Source organism: Sphingosinicella rhizophila, from assembly GCF_032378825.1.
Taxonomy (GTDB): Bacteria; Pseudomonadota; Alphaproteobacteria; order Sphingomonadales; family Sphingomonadaceae; genus Allosphingosinicella; species Allosphingosinicella rhizophila.
Genome location: NZ_JAVUPU010000005.1, coordinates 285,792 through 312,202, shown reverse-complemented (window position 1 = coordinate 312,202; position 26,411 = coordinate 285,792). Strand labels below are relative to the sequence as shown.

20 protein-coding genes are annotated in these 26,411 nt (G+C 63.6%); 15 read left to right on the top strand and 5 right to left on the bottom strand.

The window, feature by feature from the left end:
* Positions 1-12: 12 nt before the first annotated feature.
* Together RQX22_RS12160 and RQX22_RS12155 are read right to left on the bottom strand one after the other, a co-directional pair.
* Positions 13-4,224 (bottom strand): translocation/assembly module TamB domain-containing protein, encoded by a 4,212-nt coding sequence (locus tag RQX22_RS12160; RefSeq protein ID WP_315726793.1) that lies wholly within the window; start codon positions 4,222-4,224, stop codon positions 13-15.
* Complete coding sequence (locus tag RQX22_RS12155) at positions 4,224-6,326, bottom strand: autotransporter assembly complex protein TamA (protein WP_315726792.1); 2,103 nt, start codon at positions 6,324-6,326, stop codon at positions 4,224-4,226. Before RQX22_RS12155 ends, RQX22_RS12160 begins: the two co-directional genes overlap by 1 nt.
* 253 nt (positions 6,327-6,579) lie before the next feature.
* On the opposite strand from RQX22_RS12155, the gene RQX22_RS12150 reads away from it, so the two are divergent.
* The 6 genes from RQX22_RS12150 to RQX22_RS12125 all read left to right on the top strand — a co-directional run bounded on the left by RQX22_RS12150 (position 6,580) and on the right by RQX22_RS12125 (position 14,742).
* Positions 6,580-8,010 carry an FAD-binding oxidoreductase gene (locus tag RQX22_RS12150; protein WP_315726791.1) on the top strand — a complete coding sequence of 477 codons (1,431 nt, stop codon included), beginning with the start codon at positions 6,580-6,582 and terminating at the stop codon, positions 8,008-8,010.
* A 157-nt stretch (positions 8,011-8,167) separates the two neighbouring features.
* Complete coding sequence (locus RQX22_RS12145; RefSeq protein ID WP_315726790.1) at positions 8,168-8,956, top strand: metallophosphoesterase family protein; 789 nt, start codon at positions 8,168-8,170, stop codon at positions 8,954-8,956.
* A 141-nt stretch (positions 8,957-9,097) separates the two neighbouring features.
* Entirely contained in the window at positions 9,098-9,862 is a 765-nt protein-coding gene (locus tag RQX22_RS12140) for a polysaccharide biosynthesis/export family protein (protein ID WP_315726789.1), read from the top strand.
* 50 nt (positions 9,863-9,912) lie between these two features.
* Positions 9,913-12,153, top strand: coding sequence for a GumC family protein (locus RQX22_RS12135; RefSeq protein WP_315726788.1), 2,241 nt, complete (start codon positions 9,913-9,915; stop codon positions 12,151-12,153).
* A complete protein-coding gene (locus tag RQX22_RS12130; RefSeq protein ID WP_315726787.1) occupies positions 12,143-13,372 on the top strand; it encodes a tetratricopeptide repeat protein in 1,230 nt (409 codons plus the stop codon). The genes RQX22_RS12135 and RQX22_RS12130 overlap by 11 nt, the downstream gene beginning before the upstream one ends.
* Positions 13,369-14,742, top strand: a complete 1,374-nt coding sequence (locus tag RQX22_RS12125; RefSeq protein WP_315726786.1) for an O-antigen ligase family protein — start codon at positions 13,369-13,371, stop codon at positions 14,740-14,742. Before RQX22_RS12130 ends, RQX22_RS12125 begins: the two co-directional genes overlap by 4 nt.
* A 41-nt stretch (positions 14,743-14,783) precedes the next feature.
* On the opposite strand, the gene RQX22_RS12120 is transcribed toward RQX22_RS12125, so the two are convergent.
* Complete coding sequence (locus RQX22_RS12120; RefSeq protein ID WP_315726785.1) at positions 14,784-15,956, bottom strand: glycosyltransferase family 4 protein; 1,173 nt, start codon at positions 15,954-15,956, stop codon at positions 14,784-14,786.
* Between the two features lie 409 nt (positions 15,957-16,365).
* On the opposite strand from RQX22_RS12120, the gene RQX22_RS12115 reads away from it, so the two are divergent.
* The 9 genes from RQX22_RS12115 (at position 16,366) to RQX22_RS12075 (ending at position 24,374) form a co-directional block, all read left to right on the top strand.
* Positions 16,366-17,343 carry an EpsG family protein gene (locus RQX22_RS12115; RefSeq protein WP_315726784.1) on the top strand — a complete coding sequence of 326 codons (978 nt, stop codon included), beginning with the start codon at positions 16,366-16,368 and terminating at the stop codon, positions 17,341-17,343.
* Between the two features lie 96 nt (positions 17,344-17,439).
* Positions 17,440-18,321 carry a glucose-1-phosphate thymidylyltransferase RfbA gene (gene rfbA, locus RQX22_RS12110; RefSeq protein ID WP_315726783.1) on the top strand — a complete coding sequence of 294 codons (882 nt, stop codon included), beginning with the start codon at positions 17,440-17,442 and terminating at the stop codon, positions 18,319-18,321.
* Complete coding sequence (gene rfbC / locus RQX22_RS12105) at positions 18,314-18,877, top strand: dTDP-4-dehydrorhamnose 3,5-epimerase (protein ID WP_315726782.1); 564 nt, start codon at positions 18,314-18,316, stop codon at positions 18,875-18,877. The genes rfbA and rfbC overlap by 8 nt, the downstream gene beginning before the upstream one ends.
* Positions 18,874-19,935 carry a dTDP-glucose 4,6-dehydratase gene (gene rfbB / locus RQX22_RS12100; protein WP_315726781.1) on the top strand — a complete coding sequence of 354 codons (1,062 nt, stop codon included), beginning with the start codon at positions 18,874-18,876 and terminating at the stop codon, positions 19,933-19,935. Before rfbC ends, rfbB begins: the two co-directional genes overlap by 4 nt.
* Positions 19,932-20,828, top strand: coding sequence for a dTDP-4-dehydrorhamnose reductase (gene rfbD, locus RQX22_RS12095; protein ID WP_315726780.1), 897 nt, complete (start codon positions 19,932-19,934; stop codon positions 20,826-20,828). Before rfbB ends, rfbD begins: the two co-directional genes overlap by 4 nt.
* Positions 20,829-20,831: 3 nt before the next feature.
* Positions 20,832-22,052 (top strand): glycosyltransferase, encoded by a 1,221-nt coding sequence (locus RQX22_RS12090; RefSeq protein WP_315726779.1) that lies wholly within the window; start codon positions 20,832-20,834, stop codon positions 22,050-22,052.
* Between the two features lies 1 nt (position 22,053).
* Positions 22,054-23,175: a glycosyltransferase family 4 protein gene (locus RQX22_RS12085; RefSeq protein WP_315726778.1), complete on the top strand. Its 1,122-nt coding sequence runs from the start codon at positions 22,054-22,056 to the stop codon at positions 23,173-23,175.
* A complete protein-coding gene (locus RQX22_RS12080; RefSeq protein WP_315726777.1) occupies positions 23,168-24,079 on the top strand; it encodes an SDR family oxidoreductase in 912 nt (303 codons plus the stop codon). Before RQX22_RS12085 ends, RQX22_RS12080 begins: the two co-directional genes overlap by 8 nt.
* 70 nt (positions 24,080-24,149) lie before the next feature.
* The gene (locus RQX22_RS12075) at positions 24,150-24,374 is read left to right on the top strand and encodes a hypothetical protein (RefSeq protein WP_315726776.1); all 225 of its coding nucleotides are present in this window, start codon (positions 24,150-24,152) and stop codon (positions 24,372-24,374) included.
* A gap of 271 nt (positions 24,375-24,645) precedes the next feature.
* Here the strand turns inward: RQX22_RS12075 and RQX22_RS12070 are convergent, their stop codons facing one another.
* Both RQX22_RS12070 and dinB read right to left on the bottom strand, forming a co-directional pair.
* Complete coding sequence (locus tag RQX22_RS12070; RefSeq protein ID WP_315726775.1) at positions 24,646-25,248, bottom strand: SOS response-associated peptidase; 603 nt, start codon at positions 25,246-25,248, stop codon at positions 24,646-24,648.
* Between the two features lies 1 nt (position 25,249).
* Positions 25,250-26,359, bottom strand: a complete 1,110-nt coding sequence (gene dinB, locus RQX22_RS12065; RefSeq protein ID WP_315726774.1) for a DNA polymerase IV — start codon at positions 26,357-26,359, stop codon at positions 25,250-25,252.
* Between the last annotated feature and the right edge of the window lie 52 nt (positions 26,360-26,411).

Sequence of the window (26,411 nt, the reverse complement as noted above, 5' to 3'; positions counted from 1 at the left end):
CGGGCGCCCGCGTCAATAATCCTTGCGATAGCGCAGATTGACGTTGGAGCCGCCGAACGAGCCGACCTGTGAAAGTATGCTGAGGCTCTTTGACAGGGCGACCTCGATCTGCGTGGCAGTGTAGCCGCGGGCGTCGGTGACGATCTCCAGATAGATGTCGTTGCTGATATAGAAGCCGGCGGCGACGGCGGTGCCGCGCCCGGTCGTCTCGTCCGCGCCGAGGATCCTCAGCCGGTCGAGACCCGTCGAGGAGCGCAGCTTGCCCAGCGGGTTGAGACCGCCGCCGCCGCCCTGCAACGCGTTGAGCGAAGCCGCAAGCTGGACCGCCTGGAGGGCGGAAATCTCGGTGACCGATCCGCCAAACAGGATCCGGGCGAGTAGTTCGTCCTGCGGCAGCGCGGGAGAGGAGGTGAAGGCGATGCGCGGATCCTGGGCACTGCCATCGACGTTGATCGTCACGGTGACATCCTCAATGTCCGCGCTGGCGGTGATGTCGATGCGTGGGTTGGGCGGCGCTTCGCCGGTGAAGCTGATCCGGCCGCTCGTCACGTCGAACCGGCGTCCACTGAAGCTATAGGTACCGCGAATAAGGTCGGCCGTGCCGGTGATGGCAGGCGCGGTCGTGGTTCCGCGAATGCGCAGATCGGCCTCCCATTCGGATTCGAGGCCCATGCCGGACACATAGATCTGGTTGTCGGCGCGCAGGCGAAGATCGAGCTTCCAGATGCTGGGCGCGGCTTCGGCCGCATCGCGCTTGGCGCCCGGTTCCGGAAGCGGCTCGCCCTTCCGCCGGACACCCTGCAGCTCGACTACCTGGGCCGCGCCCTGGCGGACGACCTGGTAACGGACTTCGGGCATCTGCAGATCGCCCGAGATCAGGGCGCCGCCGGCGCGGCTATTGGTGATAGCGACATCGCCCGTGACGGTCGCGCCGATCGAATCGCTTCGCGCCAGCCGGGCATTTTGAAGATTCAGCCGGACGTCCACCGGATAGCCTTGATCGGAGGCGAAGCCGATGCTGCCTTGCCCGGTGAGGGTGCCGCGGCCCGCGCGACCCGAAAGGCTGGTGATTTCGAGACGCGAATTGGTGAAGCGTCCCTGCAGCGCCAGGGTAGTGATCCGCGTTCCATAGGTTTCGTGAACGAAGGTGAGGCTGTTGGCGCGGATCACTCCGGTCAGCTGGGGATTCTGAACGCGGCCGCTGAAATCGGCGGCGATCCCGATCGGCCCCGATAGCTGCATGTCGGCGATCCCCGTGAGGGACCACAAGACATCGGCCGGGCCATTATAGCGTAGGCCGCCGGCCAGTGGCGCCGCCATCAGCCGCTCGGTCCAGCCGGCGCCCCCGCCGACCGGCTGCAGCCTGGCCTGGGCCCTTCCGATCACGTCGCCGCTGCGCCGGATGACGGCGTTGAGGGCGCCCCCTTCCGGACGCAAGGTGCCCAGCAAGGCGAGATCGACGGTTTCCGACCGGACGGCGATCCCCGTCCTGGTGAAGCCGGCGATGGTCAACCTTGCATCGGCACGGGGGAAGGCCCCGCCTGACGGCTGCGAGAAATCGAGGCTGCCGGTCGCCTTGCCACCAATGCCGAGACCCGGCGAGAATGCATTGAGGAGCGACAGATCGAGATTTCGTATGCGCGACTGGACTGACAAGCCATCGCCATAGCGGCCGGCGAGCTCCACATTGCCCTGCGGCAGCACGATCCGGGTCGGAGACAGCTCCCAGGACGCGCCCACTTTGCGGACTTCGGCGGGCCGCGCCAGGCGGAAGGGAATGCGGTTGATCGTGCCCTGTGCCGCCGCCCGAACCAGATTTGGCGTCAGCGCCGCATTGGCCGCGACCTTGAAGGGCACGCCGCTGCTACCGTCCGCAACCAGCTGGACCTGGCCGTTTCCGCCACGGTAATTGACCCGGGCACGGGCCTGACGGATCAGCAGGTTGCTGCTCCGTACGCCCGCCAATTGGACGTCGCCGACGATCGACGGCGCATCGGGATAAAGAATGAGGGTCGCATCGATCAGGCCGCGTTGCACCAGGATCGGATTCTCGCCCGGAATTCTTGCACCGCTGGCGCGCGCCTGGATGTCGGCGCGCTGGTAACGCCCCTCCGCGGCAAGCCGGACGGTGCCGCTCAGCCCTTCTCCGTTCATCGCCAGCGTACCGACGAAGGGGCCGGCCGGCGTCTGGACCACCCGCCCACTGAAGGTGAATCCGGCGAAGGTCAGCGTCCGAACCTCGATCGTCAGCGGGCCGCGGCCCGACAGGATAAGGATGTCCGCCGTAAAGGGGCCATATTGCGATTGGCCGGTCGCCTCGATCGCATAGCCATTCGCCGTCGCCCTGACGGTTGCGCGGACGTCGCGAAGACCGACCCCAAGACCGGGGCTGGCGGCGCGGAGTTCCACATTGGGCCGGCGCGTCGTTCCGGTGACCACCATGGCCAGCGGACCATAAGCGGTGGACACGCCGGATAGACGGAAGTCGATCCGGCCATCGGGCCAATAGGTTCCCCGCCCGGACGTGATGCGGAGCTGGGGTGCATTGAGCCGGATCGCATCCAGACGGATCACGCCGTCGGCATTCATGTCTATCGTCGCCGCGACCGCCGCATTGCCGCCCAGGAAATCTCGTGCAGAACTATTGTCGATGCGGCGCGTCTTGGCGGCGATGCGACCCTTGATCCCGAAGCCGGCCGGCGTGGCGACGACGTCCAGCTTGGTGGTGAGATCGAGAAGCCCGATCCCCTCCACCTCATAATTGTCGATACGACCCTGAAGACCCGCACGATATTGGCCGCGCTCGAGATCGGCCACCACGACGGCGGTGGCGTTGATCCGATCCGAGCGGATGCGAAGATCGTCGGAAAGCACCCGCGGACCACTGATGTTGAGATTACCGTCCAGCGCGACATTGGTGAGCAGGCCGCCGGCGGCAGCGTTGATGCCGGTGATGCGGCGGGCGCGGGCGCTGATCGGGATCGTCATCCGATCGACGTCCACCTTGGCCCGGCCACGTGCGCTCAGTCCCTCGACCACGGTGCCATTGAAGCCAAGCGCGGCCGCCTTGAGATCATAGGCGGCGAACGGTGTCGCGAAGGCGCCGTTCAGCACCAGCGCGATCCGGGCGTCCCGCGCGGTCAGGTTGGGCGCGATGGCACGAGGCTGGATCAGGCGCGCGGCCACCTTGAAATTGTCGAACCGGCTTCGGCCAAGATCGATCACGCCGTCGGCGACGACCGCAAGCGCGGCTGAATTCAGGCGCAGCCGGGTGTCGGCGCGTCGTTCCGCAAGCGCGGTGACCAGGTTGACCTGGACCAATGGCTGCAACAGCCGCTGCACCGGACCTTCGGCGAGCAGCAGGCCGGGGCGAGTGGGCCCTGAAAGACTGACCGTCCCATCGCGAGCGCCGATGGCAAGGTCGGCGAGCCCTTGGCCAGCGAGCGCGGCACGGGCGCGGCCTTTCCAGTTCGACCAGCTGCCGGCACCTTTCACCCGAGCGACCAGTGGCTTGTCCAGCCCGGCCAGCTTGGCGACGAACCCGTCACCGGGCGCATCGAGGCGAAGGCCGATGTCGAGCTGGTTCGCCGCCGGCACGGCATCGAGCCGAAGCATCAGCTTGTCGCCTCCGGCAAGGCCCGGCGCCGGAATCGCGGCGACGTCGAGCGCGACCTGGGCACGGCCATCCTTGATCCTGGTCCCCCCGCCCAGGGATAGAAGATGACGCTGACCCGTCACCGCCGGGTCCACAAGGATCCGGCCGACCTCGAAACGGCCAATGTCGATGTCGATGTCGGGGAGCAGCGGCGCGTTCGGATCCCCCGACCTGAGTTCGGGGAGGCGCATCAGCCTGGCCCGCGGAATCACCAATGTGCGAATGTCGATATGATTCTGGAGATAAGCGAGCGGACGCCATTCCATTTCAGCGACCGGGGCGGCGAAGAACAGCCCCTTCGGATCCTTGAGTCTCAGGTCGTGGACGATCAGCTTGCCGAACAGCGAGCCTTCGATCCGGCCGATATCGATGTCCAGGCCCGAAACCATTTCGAGATTGTTGATCTGCCGGACGACATAGCGCCGGCCCGGATCGCTGTTGATGGCGATCAGCAATGCACCGATCAGCACGATCAGGCCGAGGATGATTATGCCGGCCCACTTCACCGCGGCACGGGCGCGGCGGCGGCCGATGGGTATCTCAGAGGATTCGGTGACGACCTCGGCCATCAGAAGGCCTGGCCGATGGAGATATAGACGGCGACACGGGATTCGCCCTTCCTGCGGCCGATCGGCGTCGCGACGTCGACGCGCAGGGGCCCGAAGTTGGTGTAGAGGCGCCCGCCGATGCCGACGCCGAACCTCATGCTGGAAAAGGTCGGGAACTGGCTGTCATAGACCTGGCCGGCATCGACGAACCCAACCACGCCGTAATTGCCGAAGCGGTAGCGGCCTTCCAGGGCGAATTCGGCAAGGCTGCGGCCCCCCAACGGCCTGCCCTCGGCATCCTTCGGGCCGAGTTCCTGAAAGCCGAAGCCGCGCACCGATCCGCCGCCGCCTGCATAGAAGCGGCGGGAGGGTGCAAGCTCGGACAGCTCCGCACCATAGATGGATCCGAACCGTGCGCGCCCGGCGATCACCAGGGAATCGCCCGCCGGGAAATAGGCACTGCCTTCGACGATATTGCGGATATAGGGCTGGGTCGGCTCGCGAAGCGACACTTCCGGATTGACGCGACCGAGCAGCCGAAACCCCTTCGTGGGATCGAGAAGGCTGTCGGAGGCATCATAGCCGATTTGCCCCGTCACGCCGGCCAGGAAGAAGGCATCGCTGAGCGACAGCCTTGGCCTTCCGATCTGGCTTTCGTTGGTGGCGATCAGCTCCGCGCCATAGGCCCAGGTCCATCGCTTCTGCCAGATGGGTGTCGATTCCCGGGAAATGAGACCATTGATCCTCGCCGTATAGCCTTCGAAGGCTGCGAAATCCCGCCGTCCGGCCTCGACCTGGAGCAGGACGGTGCGATCGCGCTTGCCTGCATTCATGCGCCGGAAGGTCGCCCGAACGGCCTGCTCCTGCGTGCCAGCGATGGCGGCGAAACGAAGACTGCCTTCAGGAGGAAACAGGTTGCGATGTTCCCAGGCCGCCTCCAGCCTTATCCCCTCGCCCGTGCTATATCCCGCGCTGCCGGTGATCGAACGGGCGGGTCCCGCCTGCTGACGCACGAGAATGTTGACATATTCCGTGCCGTCCTCGGCTTTTTCGCCTGTTGCCACGGGCTCGGCCGACACCGTGCTGAACAGGTTGGTCGCGATCATCGCTTCGCGCAGATCGTCGACCATCCGGCTGTCATAGAGATCGCCGCGTTCGAACCGGGACAGGACCGCGACATGCTCCGCGTCGAAGGCGAGATCGCCTTCGGTGGTGAATCCGCCGAAGCGCGCGCGGATGCCGGGCTCGACCGGCAGCGAATAGTCACCGAGATGAGTCTCCGGATCGAGCAATATGTCGCGCAGGCCAATCTCAGCGAAGGGGTAACCCTGCTGCGGCAGACGCAGCCGGACATTGGCTTCGGCGCCTTCGACCATTTCCGCGATAATCGGCTTGCCGCTCTCCAGCGGCAGCGCTTCGCGCGCCAGGCCCGGCGGCTCCGTCTGCGGACCCGTGACCGCGATCTCCCCGAAATTGTAACGGGCCCCAGGTGCCGCCGTGAGCGTGACCCGGAGCTGGCCCGGCTGATCCGGCACTTGTTCGATCGAAGACACGGCAGTGCCGTCATAAAAGCCTTCCGAGCGCAGCAGGCGGACGGCCAGCAATTCGTCCTCTTCGGCGCGGGCGGCGACCATTGCGCCATTGGTCGCCCTGCCATCCGCGTCCTCCAGCGCGGAGAGGTCGCGAAAGCGACCCTGCAGACCGACTTCTTCCAATCCCTCGATGACGAGGGTGTAGCGAATGGAAGGCGCTTCGTCCTCGCCATCATCCTCGGGATTCGCTTCCGGCACGGCGACATCGAATGTCGCCAGGGGCGCCAGCGGTTCACTGAGGGCCGGATCGTCCGGGAGCGGGGCATCGGGAATGGTTTCATCCGGCGCGCCGGGCTCGGCGGGCTCGACCGGGACCGCTTCCTGCCGCACGTCGAAATCCTCGATCGGTTCGAGCGGCGCCGAGAGTTCCGGATCGAGCGGCGGAAGTTGCGCTTCGAACTCGCTGTCGGGAATGACGGGCTGGTCGGCATTTGCAGGCTCAGTCGTCTGGGCATGCCCGCCCGAGGCCAGCAGAACCGAACCGCCGGCGACCGCCGCCAACAGGATGCCGGCCCCCTTCAATTTCCGCAACCGCCCTGGAAAATCCGACAGAAATCAAAGGCTGCTGGAGTGGAAGATCTTGATCGATGGTGCCGGCAAAACCCCTGACCCGCGCGCCGATACAATTCGCCTTCCCCTTCACATGGGCAACATGATGCGCTCGCGGCCCGCCGCGTTCTACGAGGCTTAAACCTTCGCAATCACGATTTCGTTCCGCGGATTAATTGCACGGTCTCGCCTTCTGCGCCACTTAGGCCGAAACCAGGTTTGGACCCAGGGACCTATGCCGAATCCACCGTCGGAGACTTTGCTGCGCCAACTGGCGGAATCGCTCGGCCCTCGCGGCTTTTCGCGGGCGCCCGAGGATTTGAAGCCGTGGCTGACGGATTGGCGGGGTCGTTGGCACGGGCGAACCGCCGCCTTGCTTTCGCCGGAGACCCCGGAACAGGTCCAGGCGATCGTCACGCAGTGCGCCGCAGAGCGGGTCGCCATCGTCCCGCAAGGCGGCAACACGTCGATGGTCGGCGGCGCGACGCCATCGGCCGAAGGGAATTCGTTTCTGCTCTCGCTGCGGCGGATGCGACGCATCCGGGAAATATCCGCCAGCGACAATATGCTGGTTGCCGAAGCGGGCCTGATCCTGGCGGATGTGCACGAGGCAGCCGAAGGGATCGGGCGCCGTTTTCCCCTCTCGCTTGCTGCCAAGGGCTCCGCGACCGTGGGCGGTCTTGTCTCGACCAACGCCGGCGGAACCCAGGTGCTGCGATTCGGCACGATGCGGGCCCTCGTCCTCGGCCTGGAAGCGGTCTTGCCCGATGGTTCGCTCTATCATGGCCTGTCGGGGCTTCGAAAGGACAATCGCGGCTATGATCTGCGGCAAATGCTGATCGGCGCGGAAGGCACGCTCGGCATCGTCACTGCGGCAAGCCTCAGGCTGGTCGCGGCGGTGGGATCGCGCGCGGTGGCATGGACCGGCCTCGCCTCGCCCGACGACGCGCTCCGGCTGCTGCGGCATCTCGAGGGCCGGCTGGGCGACCGGGTGGAAAGCTTCGAGCTGATACCCTCCAATGCCCTCGAACTGGTCATTGCCCATATACCAGGGACGCGTGCGCCCCTGGCGCAGGCCCATGCCTGGCATGCCCTCGTCGAAGTGACGGCTCCCGCCGGCGAGGCCGGAGCCGAACACAGCCTCGCCGCCGCGCTTGCGGACAGCCTGGATCGGAACCTCGCCGCCGATGCCACGATCGCGGCGAACGAGGCGCAGGCCCAGGCACTCTGGCGGTTGCGGGAAAGCATTGCGGAGGCAGAACGCAAACAGGGCGCTTCGCTCAAGCACGACATCGCAGTGCCCGTTTCCGCCATGCCCGGCTTCCTGGTATCGGCCAGAAAAGCCGTCGAAGGCCTCTACCCCGGATGCCGGATCATCGCCTTTGGCCATCTCGGCGACGGCAATGTGCATTTCAACGTCCAACCCCCCGCCGACGCCTGCAGCGAGTCTTGGCTTTCCCGCCCGGGCGGCGACGTCAGCGACCTGATCTACGATCTTGTGACGGCAGCCGGCGGATCGATTTCGGCCGAACATGGCATCGGACAGATGAAGGCCGATGCGCTGGCGCGAACGGCCGACCCGGCCCTGCTATTCGCCCAACGGGCCATCAAGGCCGCACTGGATCCCGCCGGGATCATGAATCCAGGCAAGATCTTTCCCGGCTGAACTGACCGCCGCGAGGAACCGACCGGTAAATCAGCCGTATAGCCATGCTGGCCTAGCTTGCACCAAGGCCGTGGCGCTATAGGAGCGGCTCTGAATCGGCGGCGAGCCGAATGATGGGAATGAAATGGACTTTCTGAACAGGATTTCCCGGACGTTCATGAGTTCGGACAGGAATATGCCGAAGGGAAAGGCCGGCGCCCGCGCCTATGCCGTGGGCGACATACACGGCCGGCTCGATCTCTTGAACATCATGTTGCAGCGCATAGAGGACGACATCGCAGCGCGGCCGTCGCGACGGAACTTCATCGTCTTCCTGGGCGACTTGATCGATCGGGGACCGGACTCGGCCGCCGTCGTCGAACGTCTGCGCGCCTATAGTCCGCAGGACGGCCGGCCGGTCTTCCTCGCCGGCAACCACGAGGAAGTGCTGCTGCGCATGCTCAGCGGGGAATCAGAGCTGCTCGCCAGCTGGCTCAAATTCGGTGGCGCCGAATGCGCCCAGAGCTACGGGCTGGATCCCGACGCACTGCGTCGCCTGGACGAGGAGGCCGCGTTGCAGTTGCTGCAGGCGAAGGTGCCGCGCGCTCATGTGGAATTTCTGGAAGGCTTCGCGGACACGTTCCGGTTCGGCGACTATCTGTTCGTCCATGCCGGCATCCGGCCGGGGGTCGCCATCGAAGAGCAGACCCGTTTCGATTTGCGCTGGATCCGCGAGCCGTTCCTGAGCGACGTGAAGGAACATGGGTTCGTCGTCGTGCATGGCCACACGATCGTGGAACGGGTGGAGGAGCGCGCCAATCGAATCGCGATCGACACAGGCGCCTATCGCAGCAACATGCTGACGGCCCTCGCCATCGAGGACGGGCAAAGATGGTATCTCGCCACGAACCGAAACGACCTGCGTGCCGGGCTTGGCGGCGGCGCTGTCCGGAGTGCCGCCGCCTGATCGACCGACGAACAAATAGCACGGATTTCAAAGGCTTTCAGCACCCGCCGGCCCGTTCAGGCGGGAGTAATAGAACTTGACCCAAGCGAACCCGCGCGACTAATTCAGGGGCTTCAGATTTTGCAGAATTCAGGACTGTCCGTGCCGACGATCATCGATACCCGGCAGACGGCATCGTCGTTCGCCCCTTCAGCCACCGTGACCGGGAGCCTGAGGCTCGGCTTCCTGCTCGTCCTGCTTGCCGCCTTTGCCGCGCTTGCCGGATGCACCGGCACGCGCGGCGGCCCGGTTCCTTATGAAGTGCAGAATTTCAGCGCACCGGACACGCCCCAGCCCGTCACCCTCGAGGAAGACTATAAGATTTCGCCGCTCGACACCTTGACCATCAAGGTCTTCCAGGTGCCGGATCTGTCCGGCGACTTCCCGGTCGATCTCAGGGGCCGTATCTCGATGCCGTTGCTCGGCGAGGTCAAGGCGGTGGACCTCACCGCATCCGAACTGGACAAGGCCCTGACCCAGCAACTGGGAGTCAAATATCTGCAATCGCCGGACGTCAGCGTCGGCATAAAATCGTCGACCAGGCGCAATGTCACGATCGACGGCGCGGTCAGGTCTCCCGGCATGTTCCCGATCCCGGGACCGATGACCCTCTTGCAGGTCATCGCCATGGCCAACGGCACGACCGAAGATGCCAATGCGCGCCGCATTGCCGTGTTCAGAACCATCGACGGCAAGCGCATGGCGGCGGCTTTCGACCTGACCGACATCCGGCGCGCCGAGGCCGAGGATCCCAAAATCTATCCAGGCGACGTCGTGGTCGTGGATGGGTCCAACATCAAACGGGCGCAGAGGGAAATCCTTCAAACGATCCCGATCGTCGGCTTCTTCTACTCCTTCGTTTTCTAACCAATTCGCGACCTGTTATTGACAGGGCGGCTGAAAGGCAGCTCGATTCTATGAGCAAGAACGACATCGAACCCATAAGCGGACCGATCTGGCCGCTGGCCCCTCAACCGCAAGGCGACCTCGCACTTGCCGGCGATTGGGGGCAGCGGAGCTACGGCATCGGCTCCGGCTTCGGTGATCTCAATCTTTCCACGATCCTGCGCATCGCATCGGAATGGCGCTGGCTGATCCTCGGCGCCGCGGCCGTCGCCATCGCAGTCGCGATCGTCGTCACCTTCCTGACCACGCCCCAATATCGGGCGACGGCGGTCTTGGAGCTCAATCCGCCCGCGGTCGAGATCCTGGAAGATTCCATGACGAAAAGCGGGGGAAATAACGACCAGCAATATCTGTCCACACAATATGGCCTGCTCGCCAGCAAGAGCCTCGCGGAGCGCGTGGCGCAGGAGATGAATCTCGCATCGAATGAATCCTTCGTTTCGGCCGAGGCGGACAGAGCCACGCGCGTGAAGATCGCCACCGCTATCCTGTCCAGTAATTTCGAAGTGAGCCCGGTGCAGGGGAGCCGCCTTGTCCGGATCTCCTATTCGTCCCCGTCGCCCGATCTTGCCGCTCGGATCACCAACAGTTTCGCCGACAATTTCATCAACGCGAACCTGGAACGCCGCTACGAGGCCTCATCCTATGCCCGCCAGTTCCTGGAGCGGCAGATCGCGACCATAAAGGGCGATCTCGAGAAATCGGAACGGGAATTGGTCGCTTATGCGCAGCGGCAAAGCATCATCAACACCGGAGCGAGCCAGGGCCAGCCCGGCCAAGGCGGCGGCGCCGGCAGCGACACAGCCTCGATCCAGGGTGCGTCTTTGCTCGCCATGAACCAGGCACTCGCCGTCGCGCAGGCGCGCAGGATCGCGGCGGAACAACGCTACCGGCAGATGAGCAGCGCCAGCACCACGGCCGAGATCACCGCCAGCACTGCGCCGATGCGGCAGTGGCGCGCCCAGTTGGAGGCGGAATATCAGAACAAGCTGTCTTCGTTCAAACCCGATTATCCGGACATGGTCCGGCTTCGCAATCAGATCGAGGCCCTGGACCAGCAGATCAAGCGCGAGGCCGGAACCGTGGCCGGCGGCAACAATGCCTCGCTGCTCGCCGAATTCCAGGCGGCGGCGGCCGAGGAGCGCTCGCTGCAGGAACGGGTCGAACAGCTGAAGAGCACGGTGCTCAACCTGCGCGGACGCAGCATCCAATATAACATCCTGCAGCGGGAGGTGGACACCAACCGCTCACTCTACGATGCGCTCTTGCAGCGCTATAAGGAGATTGGCGTCGCCGGCGGCGTCGGCACCAATACGGTTTCGGTGGTTGATCCGGCCGAGCCTCCGGGCGGGCCCTATAAGCCCAATCTGGTGCTGAACGTGCTGATCGGTCTGCTGGTCGGCGTGCTGGGCGGCATGGGAGCGGCATTGGCGCTCGAATTCGTCAACGACACGATCAAGACCCCCGACGACGTCCGCGACAAATTGCGGCTGCCATCACTGGGCGTGATCCCGAAGAAGACCAGCGAGGAGGCTCTGGCCGACGAGTTGAAGGAACAGACTTCACCGATTTCGGAAGCCTATTTCTCGCTCAGGACGTCGCTCCAGTTCACCACCGAAACCGGCGCGCCCAAGAGCCTGCTGATCACCAGCACGCGCGCTGCGGAAGGCAAATCGAGCACGACCCTGGCGCTTGCGCAGAATTTCGCCCGGCTCGGTAATTCGGTGCTGTTGATCGACGCAGACCTTCGCAAGCCCGCCTTCGTAACCGGCGTCGATCCGAATGAAGGCCTGTCGAAGCTGCTCACCAACAGCGATCCGGTGCAGAATCACGTATTGAAGACGCAAGTCGAAAACCTGTCGCTGGTTCCCTGCGGACCGATTCCGCCCAATCCGGCGGAATTGCTGGCATCGCCGCGGCTGAAGGCGATCATCAGCGAGGCTATGAACCATTATGACATGGTCATCGTCGACGGACCGCCGGTTCTGGGACTTGCCGACGCGCCGTTGCTGTCGGGCGTCTGCCGCGGCACATTGCTGGTCGTCGAGAGCGGCAAGACCCGCACCAAGGCCGCGGTCGATGCGGTCAATCGCCTGAAGGCGGCGGGCAGCCATATCGTGGGCGCCGTCCTGACCAAATTCCGCCATCAGGCGCATGGCTATGGTTATGGCTATGGCTACGAACCCTATAAATATGGCGGGATCGGCAGCCGCGAACGCGAGATCAAGCTGGTCGCGCAACGTGAGGGCTAGGCTCCAAGGCTTAAGTGCCGGTCGGGCCGGAAAGACGCTGCTGCTCGTCATCGGCGCGATCTTCATGGCCTGGCTGGTGTTCAAGACCTCGGCGGTCGACGGCCTGCTGAGGGCCAGGCCCAATGCCGCGGCCAGGGTCGCACCGGATGATCCCCGTCCGGTGATGGAAGTGGCCATGCAGGAATTTCGCCGACGCAACGGCACCCTCAGCCGCGTCAAATCGACCCGCGCGATCAACGCTATCTCCGGAGCGCCGCTTGCCGAGGAGCCTTTCCTGCTCGCCGGGCTGATTGCCAGGGTCAATGGCGATGCCGCCAGGGGCGAACGGCTGCTCGCCGAGGCACGGCGCCGGAATCCTCGCTCCCGTACGGCCCGGCTCGTCTTGCTCGACGGATATCTGCAATCGAACCAGGTCGCCGCGGCGAGCGCTGAAATCCGCGTCCTCAATGCGCTCGTACCACAAGTCGCGACCGTCCTCGTCCCGGAGCTGGCGAGGATGGTCCGCAATCCCAGGACACGACCCGCCATGATGCGCGTGCTGGAGGGCGATGCGATCATGCGGCAATCGGTCCTGGAACAGCTCGCGTCCAGTGGCGCCGACCCGGACCTGATCCTCCGCATCGCGCAAACGGACCGCGCATCCGGATCCGCCCGGGCAGCTCCCTGGCAGGGTCTGCTGATCCAGAAGCTGATCGACAAAGGCGATGTGCGGCGTGCCCACCGGCTCTGGCAAAGCTTCATTGGCGCGCGCGAAACGCAAGATGCGAAGTCCGTTTACGACGGCAGCTTCAAGGGCCTGCCGGGTGCCGCGCCGTTCAACTGGAAATTGACCCAGGGGACTGCCGGCGTCGCCGAACCGGCAAGGTCGGGCGGCCTCGAGGTCGCCTTTTACGGCCGGCTTCCGACCGAACTCGCCAGCCAGATGCTGATGCTGCGGCCCGGCCGCTACCGTCTCCAGTTCCGGGTCGAAGGCTCCGCCAAAGGCGAAGGCAGCCGGCTTGTCTGGGTTGTGGCCTGCCACAAGGCAAAATCGCCGCTGCTCGAGCTCCCGCTCAAGAATATCAGCTACGCCACGCGACGGATCGTAGCCGATTTCAACGTCCCGGCGTCCGGTTGTCCGGCGCAGTGGCTGCGGCTGTCCGGTATCAACGGAGAATTTGCGACCGCGCAGAATGTGACGATAGGCGAGGTCGAGATCCGGAAGGCAGGAAAATCTTGATCCACTATGTCCGTCTCGGCCTGATTCCGGCCTATCTGCTGCTTTGCCTTCTCCTCGGGGGCGCAAGCGCCGCCGGCTATTGGGTGAACATGCTGCTTCAGCTGCTCGCCATTCCGATCATATTGTGGGCGCTCATCGTCCAGCGCAGCACGCCAATGGCCAAGGCCGGGCGGCAGCTTATGCTGCTCCTCTTCCTGATCGTCCTGCTTGTCCTTGTGCAGCTGGTGCCGTTGCCACCTTCGCTCTGGACCGTCTTTCCGGGCCGGGAGCAGATTGCCGACGGCTACAGGATGCTGGACCAGCCGCTGCCTTGGCTGCCCATTTCGCTTTCGCCGCACGAAACCATTTCCTCATCCCTTTGGCTGCTGCCCGCCATCGCCATATTGCTCGGCATCCTCCAGCTCGGTTATTTCAAAGCCAGCTGGCTGACCTGGGTCGTCGTCGCCGTGGCGATCGTCTCGGTTGCTCTGGGCGCGCTGCAGATCATGGGCGGCGAAGCTTCGTCATGGTATTTCTACCAGATCACCAATTTCGGCGCGTCCACGGGCTTCTTCTCGAACGCCAACCATTTCGCGACGCTGATGGTCGTGACCTTGCCCTTTCTTGCAGCGCTCTATCTGAACGGGCGGGGCCACGGCCGGTCCGTGCAGCATTCCTCGGGTCTGTTCGTGATTCTCTCCGGCGCGCTGACCGTGATCGTCGTCGGCATCGCGCTCAACGGATCGCTGGCGGGCCTCGGCCTTTCGGTCCCGGTGCTCGCGGCGACCCTGATGATGATATTCTCGCGCAAGAAGAAGCTGCCGGCCTGGACACTGCCTGTGGTCGCTGTCCTGACCCTCGGCTCGATCCTGCTCGCCTTCAGCGCACCCTTCCAGAACAACCTCACCACCAAGGAGGCCCGGACCTCCCAGGAATCCCGCTACACCTCCTTTTCCAGAAGCCTGGAAGCCGTGCAGGATTTCGCGCCTCTGGGATCCGGCATCGGCACCTTCGACGACATCTATCCTTATTATGAAAATGCGGCGCGGGTGACGCGGGTCTACATGAACCACGTCCACGGCGATTATATCGAAATCGTCCTCGAAACCGGCGTGGCCGGTTTCGTACTGATCCTCCTTTTCCTGATATGGTGGGTGCGCCGCGTCGCCTCCATCTGGGGAAGTGAGGATAAGGATGCATTCGCCTGCGCCGCGACCGTGGCTTCGGCTGCGATCCTGACGCATAGCGTGGTCGATTATCCGCTGCGCACCGTCGCCATCAGTGCCATCTTCGCCATGTGCTGCGCCCTGATGGCCGAGCCGAGGGCCAAGGTGAGGAAGAGCCGGAGCGAGCCCCGCGAAAGCCAGGCCCGGCATCTGTCGGCCGACTAGAAGCCAAGCTCGTTTTCGATTCAGTATAACCGTGAACGCGTTTACGCGCTCCGGGCGCGATCCGATTCTGAAAAATCAGCCGATCGTCGGGTTCCTGACCCGAGCGCAGCCGCGATAGCCTCCTGATACAGGCCGATGGCGATCCGCTCGTCAAATTGCGATTCCGCTTTTGCGCGCGCCGCCTGCCCCATTTCCTCCCGACGCGCGGGAGACAGACGCAGCATGTCCAGCATCGCCTCTGCCAGCGAACCGGCATCGCGCGGTGCGCAAAGAAAGCCGTTCAAATCATGCTCGACCAATTGACGACAGCCGGCCACGTCGGTGGCGATCAACGGTTTGCCCATGGCGGAGGCCTCCAGCAAGGTGCGCGGCATCCCTTCGCGATAGGAGGGGAGAACCACGCAATCGGCCTCCGCGATGAACGGCCGGACGTCGTCCGATTCCCCAAGATAATCGACGATCCCTTCCTTGACCCATCCCAGCACCTGATCCTTGGGCACGCCGTTGGGATTGTCGGGATCGAGAAATCCGAGCAATTGGAATCGCGCATCACGACCCTGCCGCCGGATCAGGCGCGCGGCCTCGGCATATTCGCCAATGCCCTTGAACCACAGCAAGCGGGCTATGAGAAGGAAGCGAAAGGCGCTCGCTTCGCCAGGTGCGGCGGCTGGGCTGAACCGTTCGAGGTCGACCCCCGAACCGGGCAGCAGGCGGGCCTGGGCGGGCGTCACCATTCCCGCCGCGAGGAACATGTCGAAATCCTCCTCATTCTGGAAAAACACCGTAGCCGAGCGCCGGAAAGCGAGCCGGTAGAGACCCGTGACGATCCGGGTGAGGAGATCGTCCCGGATGAAGGCCGTGCCGAGGCCCGACACATTGTTTATCACTGCGATTCCAAGGGAATGAGCCGCCAATGACCCATAGATATTGGGCTTGGCGGTATAGCCCAGGAAGACATCGGGGCGGAGCCGGCGCAGCACCCGCCAGTAACGCCCGAGCAGAATGAGATCACGGATCGGAGACACGCCCTTCGAGTCCATCGGGATGGGGATATGATCGACACCCAGCGCCTGCAGCTTCGGGCTATAGCTATCGACAGGCGCCAGCGCGACGACCCGATAGCCCTGCCGCTGCAGGTCCTTGATCAGCCCCGTCCTGAAATTCACGATGTTCCAGGAAGCGTTGATCGAGAGCGCGACGGTCTTTTGGGCCATGTCCAACGTCTAGGGCCTGATCCTTTGAGGTGGAAGCGCCTCGCGCTGCCGAGGATGATGCGTATCAGGCTCTGTTCAAATATTCAGGAATTCCGGCCGCCCTTATGAAGCCGCCCGCCCTTATGAGAGAAGACGTGGCGGGATCGTCTGCGCCGTCCGCAGCTATGACATGTCGCGGATCGCCGCAAAAACGCGATGAGCCCGGCATGGCATCCCATACGCGCTCTGGACGGCTCCCGTGCCGTCTCTCTATACAGCGACCCGAATTCGCCTGCCCGCGGCGAACGGCACAGATCAGGCTGGAGCCAATTTGTTTCCTTACTGGCTACTCTTTGCAGTCTTTGCCGTAGGCGCCCTGCAGAATCGCGCGCAGCCCCTGGTTCATGCGCGCCCAGCCCCTGTGCTTGCGGTGGCTGGCCTGCTGACGGCCGTTTTGATCGGACTTCGCTACGAAGTCGGCGGCGACTGGATTCCTTACATGGTGATCTTCGATCGCATCGCCTACAAGGATTTCTGGGGAACGCTGGCAGAGGATGATCCGGGCTATGCCCTGATCAACTGGGTCGTGATCCAGGCGGGTCTCAAGATCTGGGCCGTGAACCTGATATGCGCCGCCATTTTCTGCTGGGGCACGATCCGCTTCGCCAAACGGCAGCCCAACCCATGGCTCGCCATTGTCGTCGCTGTTCCTTATCTCATCATCGTCATTGCGATGGGCTATACCCGCCAGGCGGTCGCCATCGGCATCATCTTTGCCGGCCTTGCCAGCCTGGATCGCCAGACCTTGGGCCGATTCGTCGTCTATATCCTGTTCGCGGCCAGCTTCCACAAATCGGCTATCATCGTCCTGCCGCTCGTCGCCCTGGCGGCGGCGCGGCAGCGTTTCGCAACCGCCGGCCTGCTGATGCTCGCGGGCGTCTTGCTTTATTACCTGTTCGTCGATGCCGCCATCGATCGAATGATGACCAATTATGTGGAACATGAGATGGCTTCGGAAGGCGCCGGCGTCCGCGTGTCGATGAATCTTCTGCCGGCGGCCATCTACCTGCTCTACCAGAAGAGGTTCCAACAGACCTTCCAGATGTCGGACATGCAGGTCAAGGTGTGGCGAAACCTGGCCTTGGGCAGCGTCGCCCTTCTCGGTATGCTGTTCGCCACGACCGCATCGACGGCGATCGACCGCCTGGCCCTGTATTTCATTCCGCTTCAGCTCTTCGTCTGGTCTCGCCTCCCCTATATCTTCACGGAGAAAGGGCGGGCCAACGGGCAATTGGTGATCGTCATCATCGCTTATTCGGCCTTGATTCAGTTTGTCTGGCTGAATTACGCCACCCATGCCGAATATTGGTTGCCATATCAGACCTTCCCTTTCGGAAACCCATATTGACGCGCTGGCGAGGTTGCCGGACCAGCATGGCGTGCTGGCGGGCAGGTCTTTGAGAAGCAGGACGATCCGCCCGAACGGGCAACGACGGAGTATCGGATGAAAGCGATCATATTGGCGGGGGGCAGCGGCAGCCGTCTATATCCAGCGACCCTGGCCCTTTCCAAGCAATTGCTGCCGATCTTCGACAAGCCGATGATCTATTATCCGCTCGGGGTGCTGATGATGGCCGGCATTCGCGAGATCCTGCTTATTTCCACCCCGCTCGATCTGCCCCGGTTCCAGGCATTGCTCGGCGATGGCCGCGCGTTTGGCGTTTCGATCGACTATGCCGAACAGCCGCAACCCAATGGTCTTGCCGAAGCCTTCATCATCGGTCGCGATTTCGTCGGCGACGATTCCGTGGCTCTGATCCTGGGCGACAATATCTTCTATGGCGCCGGCCTCCCCGAACTGTGCCGCGCGGCGGCCGCCGAACCGAAGGGAGCGACCGTCTTCGCTTATGCGGTCGAAGATCCGCAGCGTTATGGTGTCGTCACCTTCGACAAGGGTACGGGGCAGGTGCTGAGCATCGAGGAGAAGCCGGCGCAGCCACGGTCCAACTGGGCGGTGACGGGACTTTATTTCTACGACAATGACGTGCTCGACATCGCCGCGACGATCCGTCCTTCGGCACGCGGCGAGCTTGAAATCACCGACGTGAACCGGGCCTATCTGGAACGGGGCACGCTTCATGTCAGCCGGCTGGGGCGGGGCTTCGCCTGGCTCGACACCGGTACCCATGACAGCCTCCACGACGCTTCCTCCTTCGTCCGCACCATCGAGCATCGGCAGGGTCTGAAGATCATGTGCCTGGAGGAAATCGGCCTGGAACTGGGCTATCTTTCGCCGGAACAGGTGCTGGCGCGCGCCGACCTGTTGGGCCAGGGCGATTATTCCAACTATCTGCGACGCCGCGTTGCCGAGATCGTCCATGCTTGACGTACGCGCCCTGGCGCTGGACGGCGTGTTCGAAATCCGGCCGCGCCGGCATGGCGACGATCGCGGCTTCTTTTCGGAGGTGTGGAGCCGGGAAGCGATGGGGGCCGCCGGCCTCCACCATGATTTCGTCCAGGACAATCACAGCTATTCGGCGGCGAGAGGCGTGCTGAGGGGCCTCCATTTCCAGCTGCCCCCCGCCGCTCAGGACAAATTGGTGCGGGTCAGCCGGGGTGCGATATTCGACGTTGCAGTCGACATCAGGAAAGGCTCCCCGACATTCGGAAAATGGGTTGGGCTGACCTTGTCGGCCGATCTTTGGAATCAGATCCTGGTGCCACAGGGCTTCGCCCATGGCTTCGTCACATTGGAGCCGGACACGGAAGTGCAGTATAAGGTCAGCGCGCCCTATCGGGCGGAGGCCGATCGCGCGATCCGCTTCGACGATCCCGACATCGGGATCGACTGGCCGGTCCCGGCCGCCGAGATCATCCTATCGTCCAAGGATCGTGACGCCGCCTCGCTTGCCGGAACCGATACGGGATTTCATTGGCGATGAAGCGGATCCTGGTCACCGGCGGCGCGGGTTTCATCGGCAGTGCGGTCTGCCGTCACCTGGTGGCTGAGGGGCGCTACCATGTCGTCAATGTCGACAAGCTCACTTATTCCGGCAATCTCGAGTCCCTGAAGGATATCGAGAACAGCCCCGCCTACACGTTCCATCATGCCGATATTTGCGACGAGCGCAGGATGGCGGAGATATTGCGCGCCGAGCGGATCGAAAGGATCATGCACCTGGCAGCCGAAAGTCATGTCGATCGTTCCATCGACAGTCCGGCCGTGTTCCTGGAAACGAATGTGGTCGGCACGTTCCGCTTGCTGAACGCCGCGCACGCTTACTGGCGCGAGCTGGACGGAGCGGCCCGGCAGGATTTCCGCTTCCACCACGTGTCCACCGACGAAGTCTTCGGCGACCTGCCCTTCGACGAGGGCGTCTTCACCGAGGAAAGCCCTTATGCACCGTCGTCGCCATATTCGGCATCCAAGGCGGCCTCCGACCATTTCGTCCGCGCCTGGCACGAAACCTTCGGATTGCCGGTCGTGCTGTCCAACTGCTCGAACAATTACGGGCCCTATCATTTCCCGGAAAAGCTGGTCCCGCTCATCATCCTGAACGCTCTCGAGGGAAAGAGGCTGCCCGTCTACGGCGCGGGCGCGAACGTGCGCGACTGGCTGTTCGTGGACGATCATGCCCGCGCGCTGGAACTGGTGATGATGAAGGGTGAGGTCGGGTCGAGCTACAATATCGGCGGACGGGCGGAACGGACCAACCTGGCGGTCGTCGAGACGATCTGTGACCGATTGGATGCAAGACGGCCGTTGCAGGGCGGCGGCGACCGCCGCGCGCTCATCGATTTCGTGGCCGACCGGCCGGGGCACGACCGGCGCTATGCCATCGATCCCGGCAGGATCGAACAGGAGCTCGGCTGGAGCGCCTCCGAAAGCTTCGAAACCGGCATCGACAAGACGATCGACTGGTTCATCGCCAACGAATGGTGGTGGCGACCCCTGCGCGAGAAGAAATATGCCGGAGACCGGCTTGGCAGCGCATCGTGAAGATCCTCGTCACGGGACGAGAAGGACAACTCGTCAGAAGCCTGATCGAGCGCGCCGGCGGCATATCCGGGGTCTCCTTGGTCCCCTTCGGACGGCCCCAGCTCGATCTCGAGCGGACCGAGAGTATCGCGCCCATCGTCGCCGAAGCGGCGCCCGACGTCATCATCAATGCCGCCGCTTTCACGGCGGTCGATCTCGCCGAGGAGCAGCCGGAACGTGCAGCGCTTCTCAACGAAGCCGCACCAGCCGCCCTTGCAGAGGCGGCGCGGCGGATCGGTGCGCCGATGGTCCATATCTCGACAGACTATGTCTTCGATGGCGCCAGTCCAGTCCCTTATGGCGAACAGGCTTCGCCGCACCCCCTCGGCGTTTACGGACGCACAAAATTGGCTGGCGAGGACAAGGTGCGAAAGGCCAATGCCGATCATGTCATCGTCCGGACGTCCTGGGTCTATAGTCCGTTCGGACGGAATTTCCTGAAGACGATGATGGCGCTCGCGAAGTCGCAGGAGGAAGTAGCCGTGGTGGGCGACCAGCACGGCAATCCCACATCCGCGATGGATCTCGCGGACGGCCTCCTGACGATGATCCGTGCATGGCGATCCGGTCGGACGACGGGATTGGGGGAGACCTATCATCTGGCTGGATCGGGTCACGCCACCTGGTTCGATTTCGCGGCCTTGATCATGCGGGAATCCGCGCGGTTGGGCCAGGGATCCGCCAAGGTTCGGCGGATCCGGACCTCCGAATGGCCGACAAGGGCGCGCCGCCCGGCCAATTCCCTGCTCGACTGCTCCAAATTCGAATCGCATTTCGGCTTCCGCATGCCGGCCTGGGAAATATCGGCAAGGGCAACGATCGAACGCCTGCTAGGCGAGCCGGCGGCTGCCTGAGCAATGACGGACCGGTCGTCGCCCGCCATCCTCTATATCAGCTATGACGGCATGCTGGAGCCGCTGGGTCAGTCGCAAGTCCTGGCCTATCTCGAAATGCTGTCCGACAGGTACCCGATCCGCCTGATCAGCTTCGAAAAGAAGGAGGATTGGTGCCGGCGGGAAGAACGGGAAGCGGTCCGGATGCGGATAGAGGCGGCCGGCATCGCCTGGATTCCGCTGCGCTACCACAAGACTCCTACCGCTCCGGCGACCGCCTTCGACATTCTGGCCGGCGCGTTCGTCGCCCTGTACCAGGTTCTGCGGCATCGAATCGCAATCGTTCATGCCCGCTCCTATGTGGCCGCGACGATGGCGCTTCTCGTCAAACGCGTAACGGGGACGAAATTCCTGTTCGACATGCGTGGGTTCTGGGCCGACGAGCGGATCGACGCAGGCCTGTGGCCGGCGGACAGCCGACTCTATCGCTTTGCCAAGCGGCTGGAAAAGCGCTTTCTCATGGCGGCCGATCATGTCGTAACGCTGACGCAGGCCTCGGCGAGGGAGATTGGGACTTTCCCTTATCTGCAAGGCCGCAAGCCTGCGATCGCCGTCATACCGACCTGCGCCGATCTCGACCGGTTCAACCGCGTCGGCAACGCCAGGCCGACCCCCTTCACCTTCGGCTTTGTCGGTGCGGCCGGCACATGGTCGCTGTTCGACCAGGTGCTCGCCTGCTTTCGGCAGCTGATCGAGGTGGAACCCGAGGCCCGACTGCTGGTCGTCAACCGCGGCGAACATGCTTTCATCCGGGAAAGGATCGGTGCGTCCGGGATCGATCCCGAGCGGATCGAACTGGTGACGGCGGATCACCGGGAAATGCCGTTGCTGTTGTCGAGGATCAGTGCCGGCGCCGCAGTCCGCAGACAGGCCTATTCGCAGATCGCCTGCGCACCCACCAAGCTGGCGGAATATCTCGGCTGTGGCATTCCCTGTCTCGCCAATGAAGGCATAGGCGACGTCAAGGCGATCCTGGAAGAAGCAAAGGTCGGCATCGTCCTCAAGGACTTTTCCGACGAAGAGGTGCGAAGCGGAATGAAGGCCCTGGTCGCACTCTCGCGGGAACCGGACATTGCGGCACGCTGCCGAACGGCGGCGCAACGTCATTTCTCGCTGGAGTCCGGTGTCGCAGCGTATGGCGAAATCTATGATCGGCTTGCCGTATCGCGCAGGGCGGGGCGCTGACATGGCGTCCGTCCGCCGCCCACGGATGCTGGTCATCTGTCCTTATCCGGAGGGCGTGGCGGCCGGACAGCGCCTGAAATATGAGCAATATTTCGATGATTGGCGAAGCCTGGGCTTCGACATCATCGTGTCCACCTACATGGACATGGCCATGTGGGACGTGGCCTATCGAAAGGGCCATTATCCCGCCAAGCTGTTCGGCCTGGCCCGCGGCCACATGCGGCGCATCCGGGATCTGATGCGGGTAGCACGCTACGATCTCGTCTTCATCCACATGTGGGTGACGCCGGTCGGCACTTCCTTTTTCGAACGCATGGTACGGACCCTCGCGAGGAGGATCATCTTCGACGTCGAAGACAATGTGATCCTGCCGGAAGGGCAAGGCGGCGCCGAAAATCCGAACCCGCTGCTGCAGAGAATGAAGGGACCGGGCAAGGCGCTTTACATGATCCGCAATGCGGATCATGTCATCACCAGTTCGCCCTTCCTCAACGAGACATGCCTGGCAACCAACGAGAAGAAGGCCTGCACCTATATCTCGTCATCGGTCGACACCGACCGCTTCCTGCCGGCCACGTCCTACAGCAATGACCGCAAGGTGGTGATCGGCTGGACCGGGACCTTCAGTTCCAGACCCTATCTCGATCTGCTGCGGCCGGTCTTCCAGGAATTGGCCAGGCGCGCCGACTTCAGGCTGAAGGTGATCGGCAATTTCGACTATGCCCTGCCCGGCGTCGACCTGGAGGTCGTCCGCTGGTCGCGCGAAAAGGAGGTCGAGGACCTGCAGGGCTTCGACATCGGCGTCTATCCGTTGCCGATGGACGATTGGGTGCTCGGCAAGAGCGGATTGAAGGCCATTCAATATATGGCGTTCGGCCTGCCCGCCGTCGCCACCGATATCGGCACGACGCCGATGCTGATCCGCCACGGCGAGAACGGTCTGCTGGTGAAGACCCAGGACGAATGGCTCGCCGCCCTGGAAGCGCTGATCCGCGATCCCGACTTGCGCCGCCGCCTGGGCGTGGCGGCCCGAGCCGACGCGGTTCGAAACTACTCGACCCGGGCCGTGGCGGCCCAGTACAGGCGCGTACTGGCAAGCGTGATGGAATCGGTGAATGGCTGAACGACGGAAAATCTATATCGCCGGCTGCGGCGGCATGCTCGGTGAGGCCTTTCACCGGATATTCGGCCAGCGCCACGAGCTCAGATGCACCGACAAGGATGTCAACGAATCCTGGCTCTCCTTCCTCGATTTCCGTGACGAGGAGGCCTATCGCCGCGACGTCCTGGATTTCGGGCCCGATTATCTCTTCCATCTGGGCGCGCATACCAGCCTCGAATATTGCGAGGAAAATTACGACGATGCCTATCTCACCAACGCTCTGGCGGTGGAGAATGCGGCCCACATCGCCAATCGCCTCGACATCCCCCTGCTCTACATCAGCACCGCCGGCATCTTCGACGGCCTGAAGGAAAGCTATGACGATTGGGACGATCCCAATCCGCTCGGCCATTATGCGCGCAGCAAGTTCGCAGGCGAGAAGTTCGTCGCGGCCAATTGCCGGCAGCATCTTATCTGCCGCGCCGGCTGGATGATGGGCGGGGGCCCGGCCAAGGACAAGAAGTTCATCCAGAAGCTGATGCAGCAACTGAAGGACGGGAAGAGGGAATTGTTCGTCGTCGACGACAAGCTGGGGACGCCGACCTACACGCGCGATTTCGCCCGTAATGTCGAGCTGCTGCTCGGGAAGGAATATTGGGGCATCTACAATATGGTCTGCGAAGGTGTCACCAGCCGCCTGGAGGTTGCCCGCTATCTCGTCGAAGCCCTGGGCCTTGCCGACGAAATCCGTATCACTCCGGTGGCCTCCGACTATTTCGCCACGGAATATTTTGCGGCCCGCCCGGCTTCGGAGCGGCTGCTGACGGCGAAGCTCAACCTGCGCGGCCTCAACGTCATGCGCGACTGGCGCGTCTGCCTCGACGAATATCTTGACGAATATTATCGCGGCTATCTGAACGGGTGATGCGCCGGCGCGTCGACCGCGCGTGCGGGAACGACTTACATCCGAATTGGATGTTCTATATCTGTTCCGGATGGCCGATACCCGAATCTGGACGACGCGCGACTTTCTGAAACGCCGCGCCGATGCGCGCATATCCTGCGCGCAGTGCCATCATGCGGTAATCCTGAGCCCGCCGCTCGTGCAATTGCTGTTCCCGGCGCCCTGTCCGCTGGACATGGCGATCCGAAAATTGCGCTGTTCGCGATGCGGCGCCAGGCAGGGACGGATCGCGCCGGTGCCGCCGGCCCGGCGCTGATGCGGATTCGGCGGGCAAACTGGACGGCACACAGCTTCCGCGAAAACCGGGCGGACATGGAACTTGTCTGCCGGCGCTGCGGGCGGCGCGTGATCTGGCAGCCCTTCGCCATCGAGTCCGAATTCGTCGAGCCATTGCCGGTCGCGGAGATGGCGCGGCGATTCCGTTGCACGAAATGCAACGGGCGAGGAGCCGGCATAAACGCCTTGATCCGGAAGCGTCGCTGAAAATGGTGTTCAGCCGCGGCGCGCACGCCTCCGGGTGGAGGACTTCAGAAAATCTGTTCGATGTCCAAGCTGCCGGCCGGCGACGGCCCAAGCACCGCAGCGGTCGGCGAAGCCGGGTCGAGCCAGCGCACGCAATCTGCCGGGGCAAGCGGGATGATCTGCCGATCGTGGAAGGGCGCGATGTCCGCCCCTGCTTCGGTGGTCAGCATCGTAAAGGCCTCCCCGACCTCCGGGCTGGTTCGCCAGAGCCCTGCAATGCCGAACCAGGGCGCATCCTTCAGCGTGAACAACCATTTATGCTTGCGCTTGCTTTTGGGGTCGCTGTGCGCGGTAAATTCATAAAAGCCGTCGGCAATGATCACGCAGCGGCCGCTGCCGGCCCCGTTTCCGAAGCTCCGGCCTTCCGAGCGGAAATTATAGACGGGCTTGTTGTTCCGGGTGGGCCAGCTCCAACGCCGCTGCACGAGCTCGATGGCACCGGACTTCCCGCTGGAGCCGCGAAGGATGGGCGCGCGGTCGGTGATCCGGACATCATCGCGCGGTTCCAAATTTGGCCGCCCTTCCGGAAAGGCCAGAAGGACGCCCATCGTCTCGAAAATCTCATCGATCCTGACCAGCTCGACGCGCATACGATAATCGCTGCACATCTCAGAACGCCAGCACCGGCTGAAGGGCCAGGCCAAGCTGGGCCGGCGGGTCCCGATCGCGTTCAGACCGCAGGTTGGAAAGACCAAGGCCGAGCAGGCGGATCGCCTTTGGCGCCGGCAACAGGCTACGCAGCAAGGCGGTGCCGATCGCAAGGAACTCCGCCTGGTCGTTCACCAGGTCCGGCACGCTCCGGCATCGGGTGACGATCTGAAAATCCTGATATTTCACCTTGAGCGTGACGGTCCGGCCGGCAAGGGCCTTGCTTTCGATCCGCCGCCACAGCGTGCCACCGATCCGCTCCAGCTCGGTCAGCAAGACGGCCTCCTCCCGCAGGTCCTCGAAAAACGTGTCCTCGGCGCTGATCGACTTGTAGGGCCGATGCGCCTTGACCTGCCGGTGGCAGATGGCGCGGGCCAGGTTGAAATAATATTGGCCGCTGCTACCGAAATTGTCACTGAGGAATTCGAGCGAGCAGGCGCGGAGATCCGCCCCGGTCTCGATCCCCAGCCGCGCCATTTTGGCGGCCGTCACGGGACCGACGCCATGAAAGCGCTTGACCGAAAGGCTGGCGACGAAGGCCTGCCCCCGCGCCGGCGTCACGACGCACAGACCGTCCGGCTTGTTCTGATCGCTGGCGAGCTTCGCCAGGAACTTGTTGTAAGAAACACCCGCCGAGGCGGTGAGGCCGGTCTCCGCCTTGATGCGGTCGCGTATCTCCTCGGCGATCCGGGTGGCGACGCCGATGCCCTTCAGATCCTCGGTGACGTCCAGATAGGCTTCATCGAGCGACAGTGGCTCCACATGCGGGGTATAATCGGAAAAGATGGCGCGGATCTGGCGCGAGACCTCGCGATAGGCGTCGAAGCGCGGCTTGACGAAGACGAGGTCCGGGCAGATGCGCTTGGCCGTTACCGAAGGCATGGCCGATCGCACGCCGAACCTGCGCGCTTCATAGCTTGCCGCGGCCACCACCCCGCGCACCATGCCCCCGACGGCGATGGGAAGACCACGAAGCGAAGGATCGTCGCGTTGCTCCACGGACGCATAGAAGGCGTCCATGTCGACATGGATGATCTTGCGGACAGGCGCCGCTGCGGCCGCTTCGTTCACCCTTTGTCCTATAGGGCCGGCTCACCCCGCTGTCACGGCCCGAAGCGCTTCC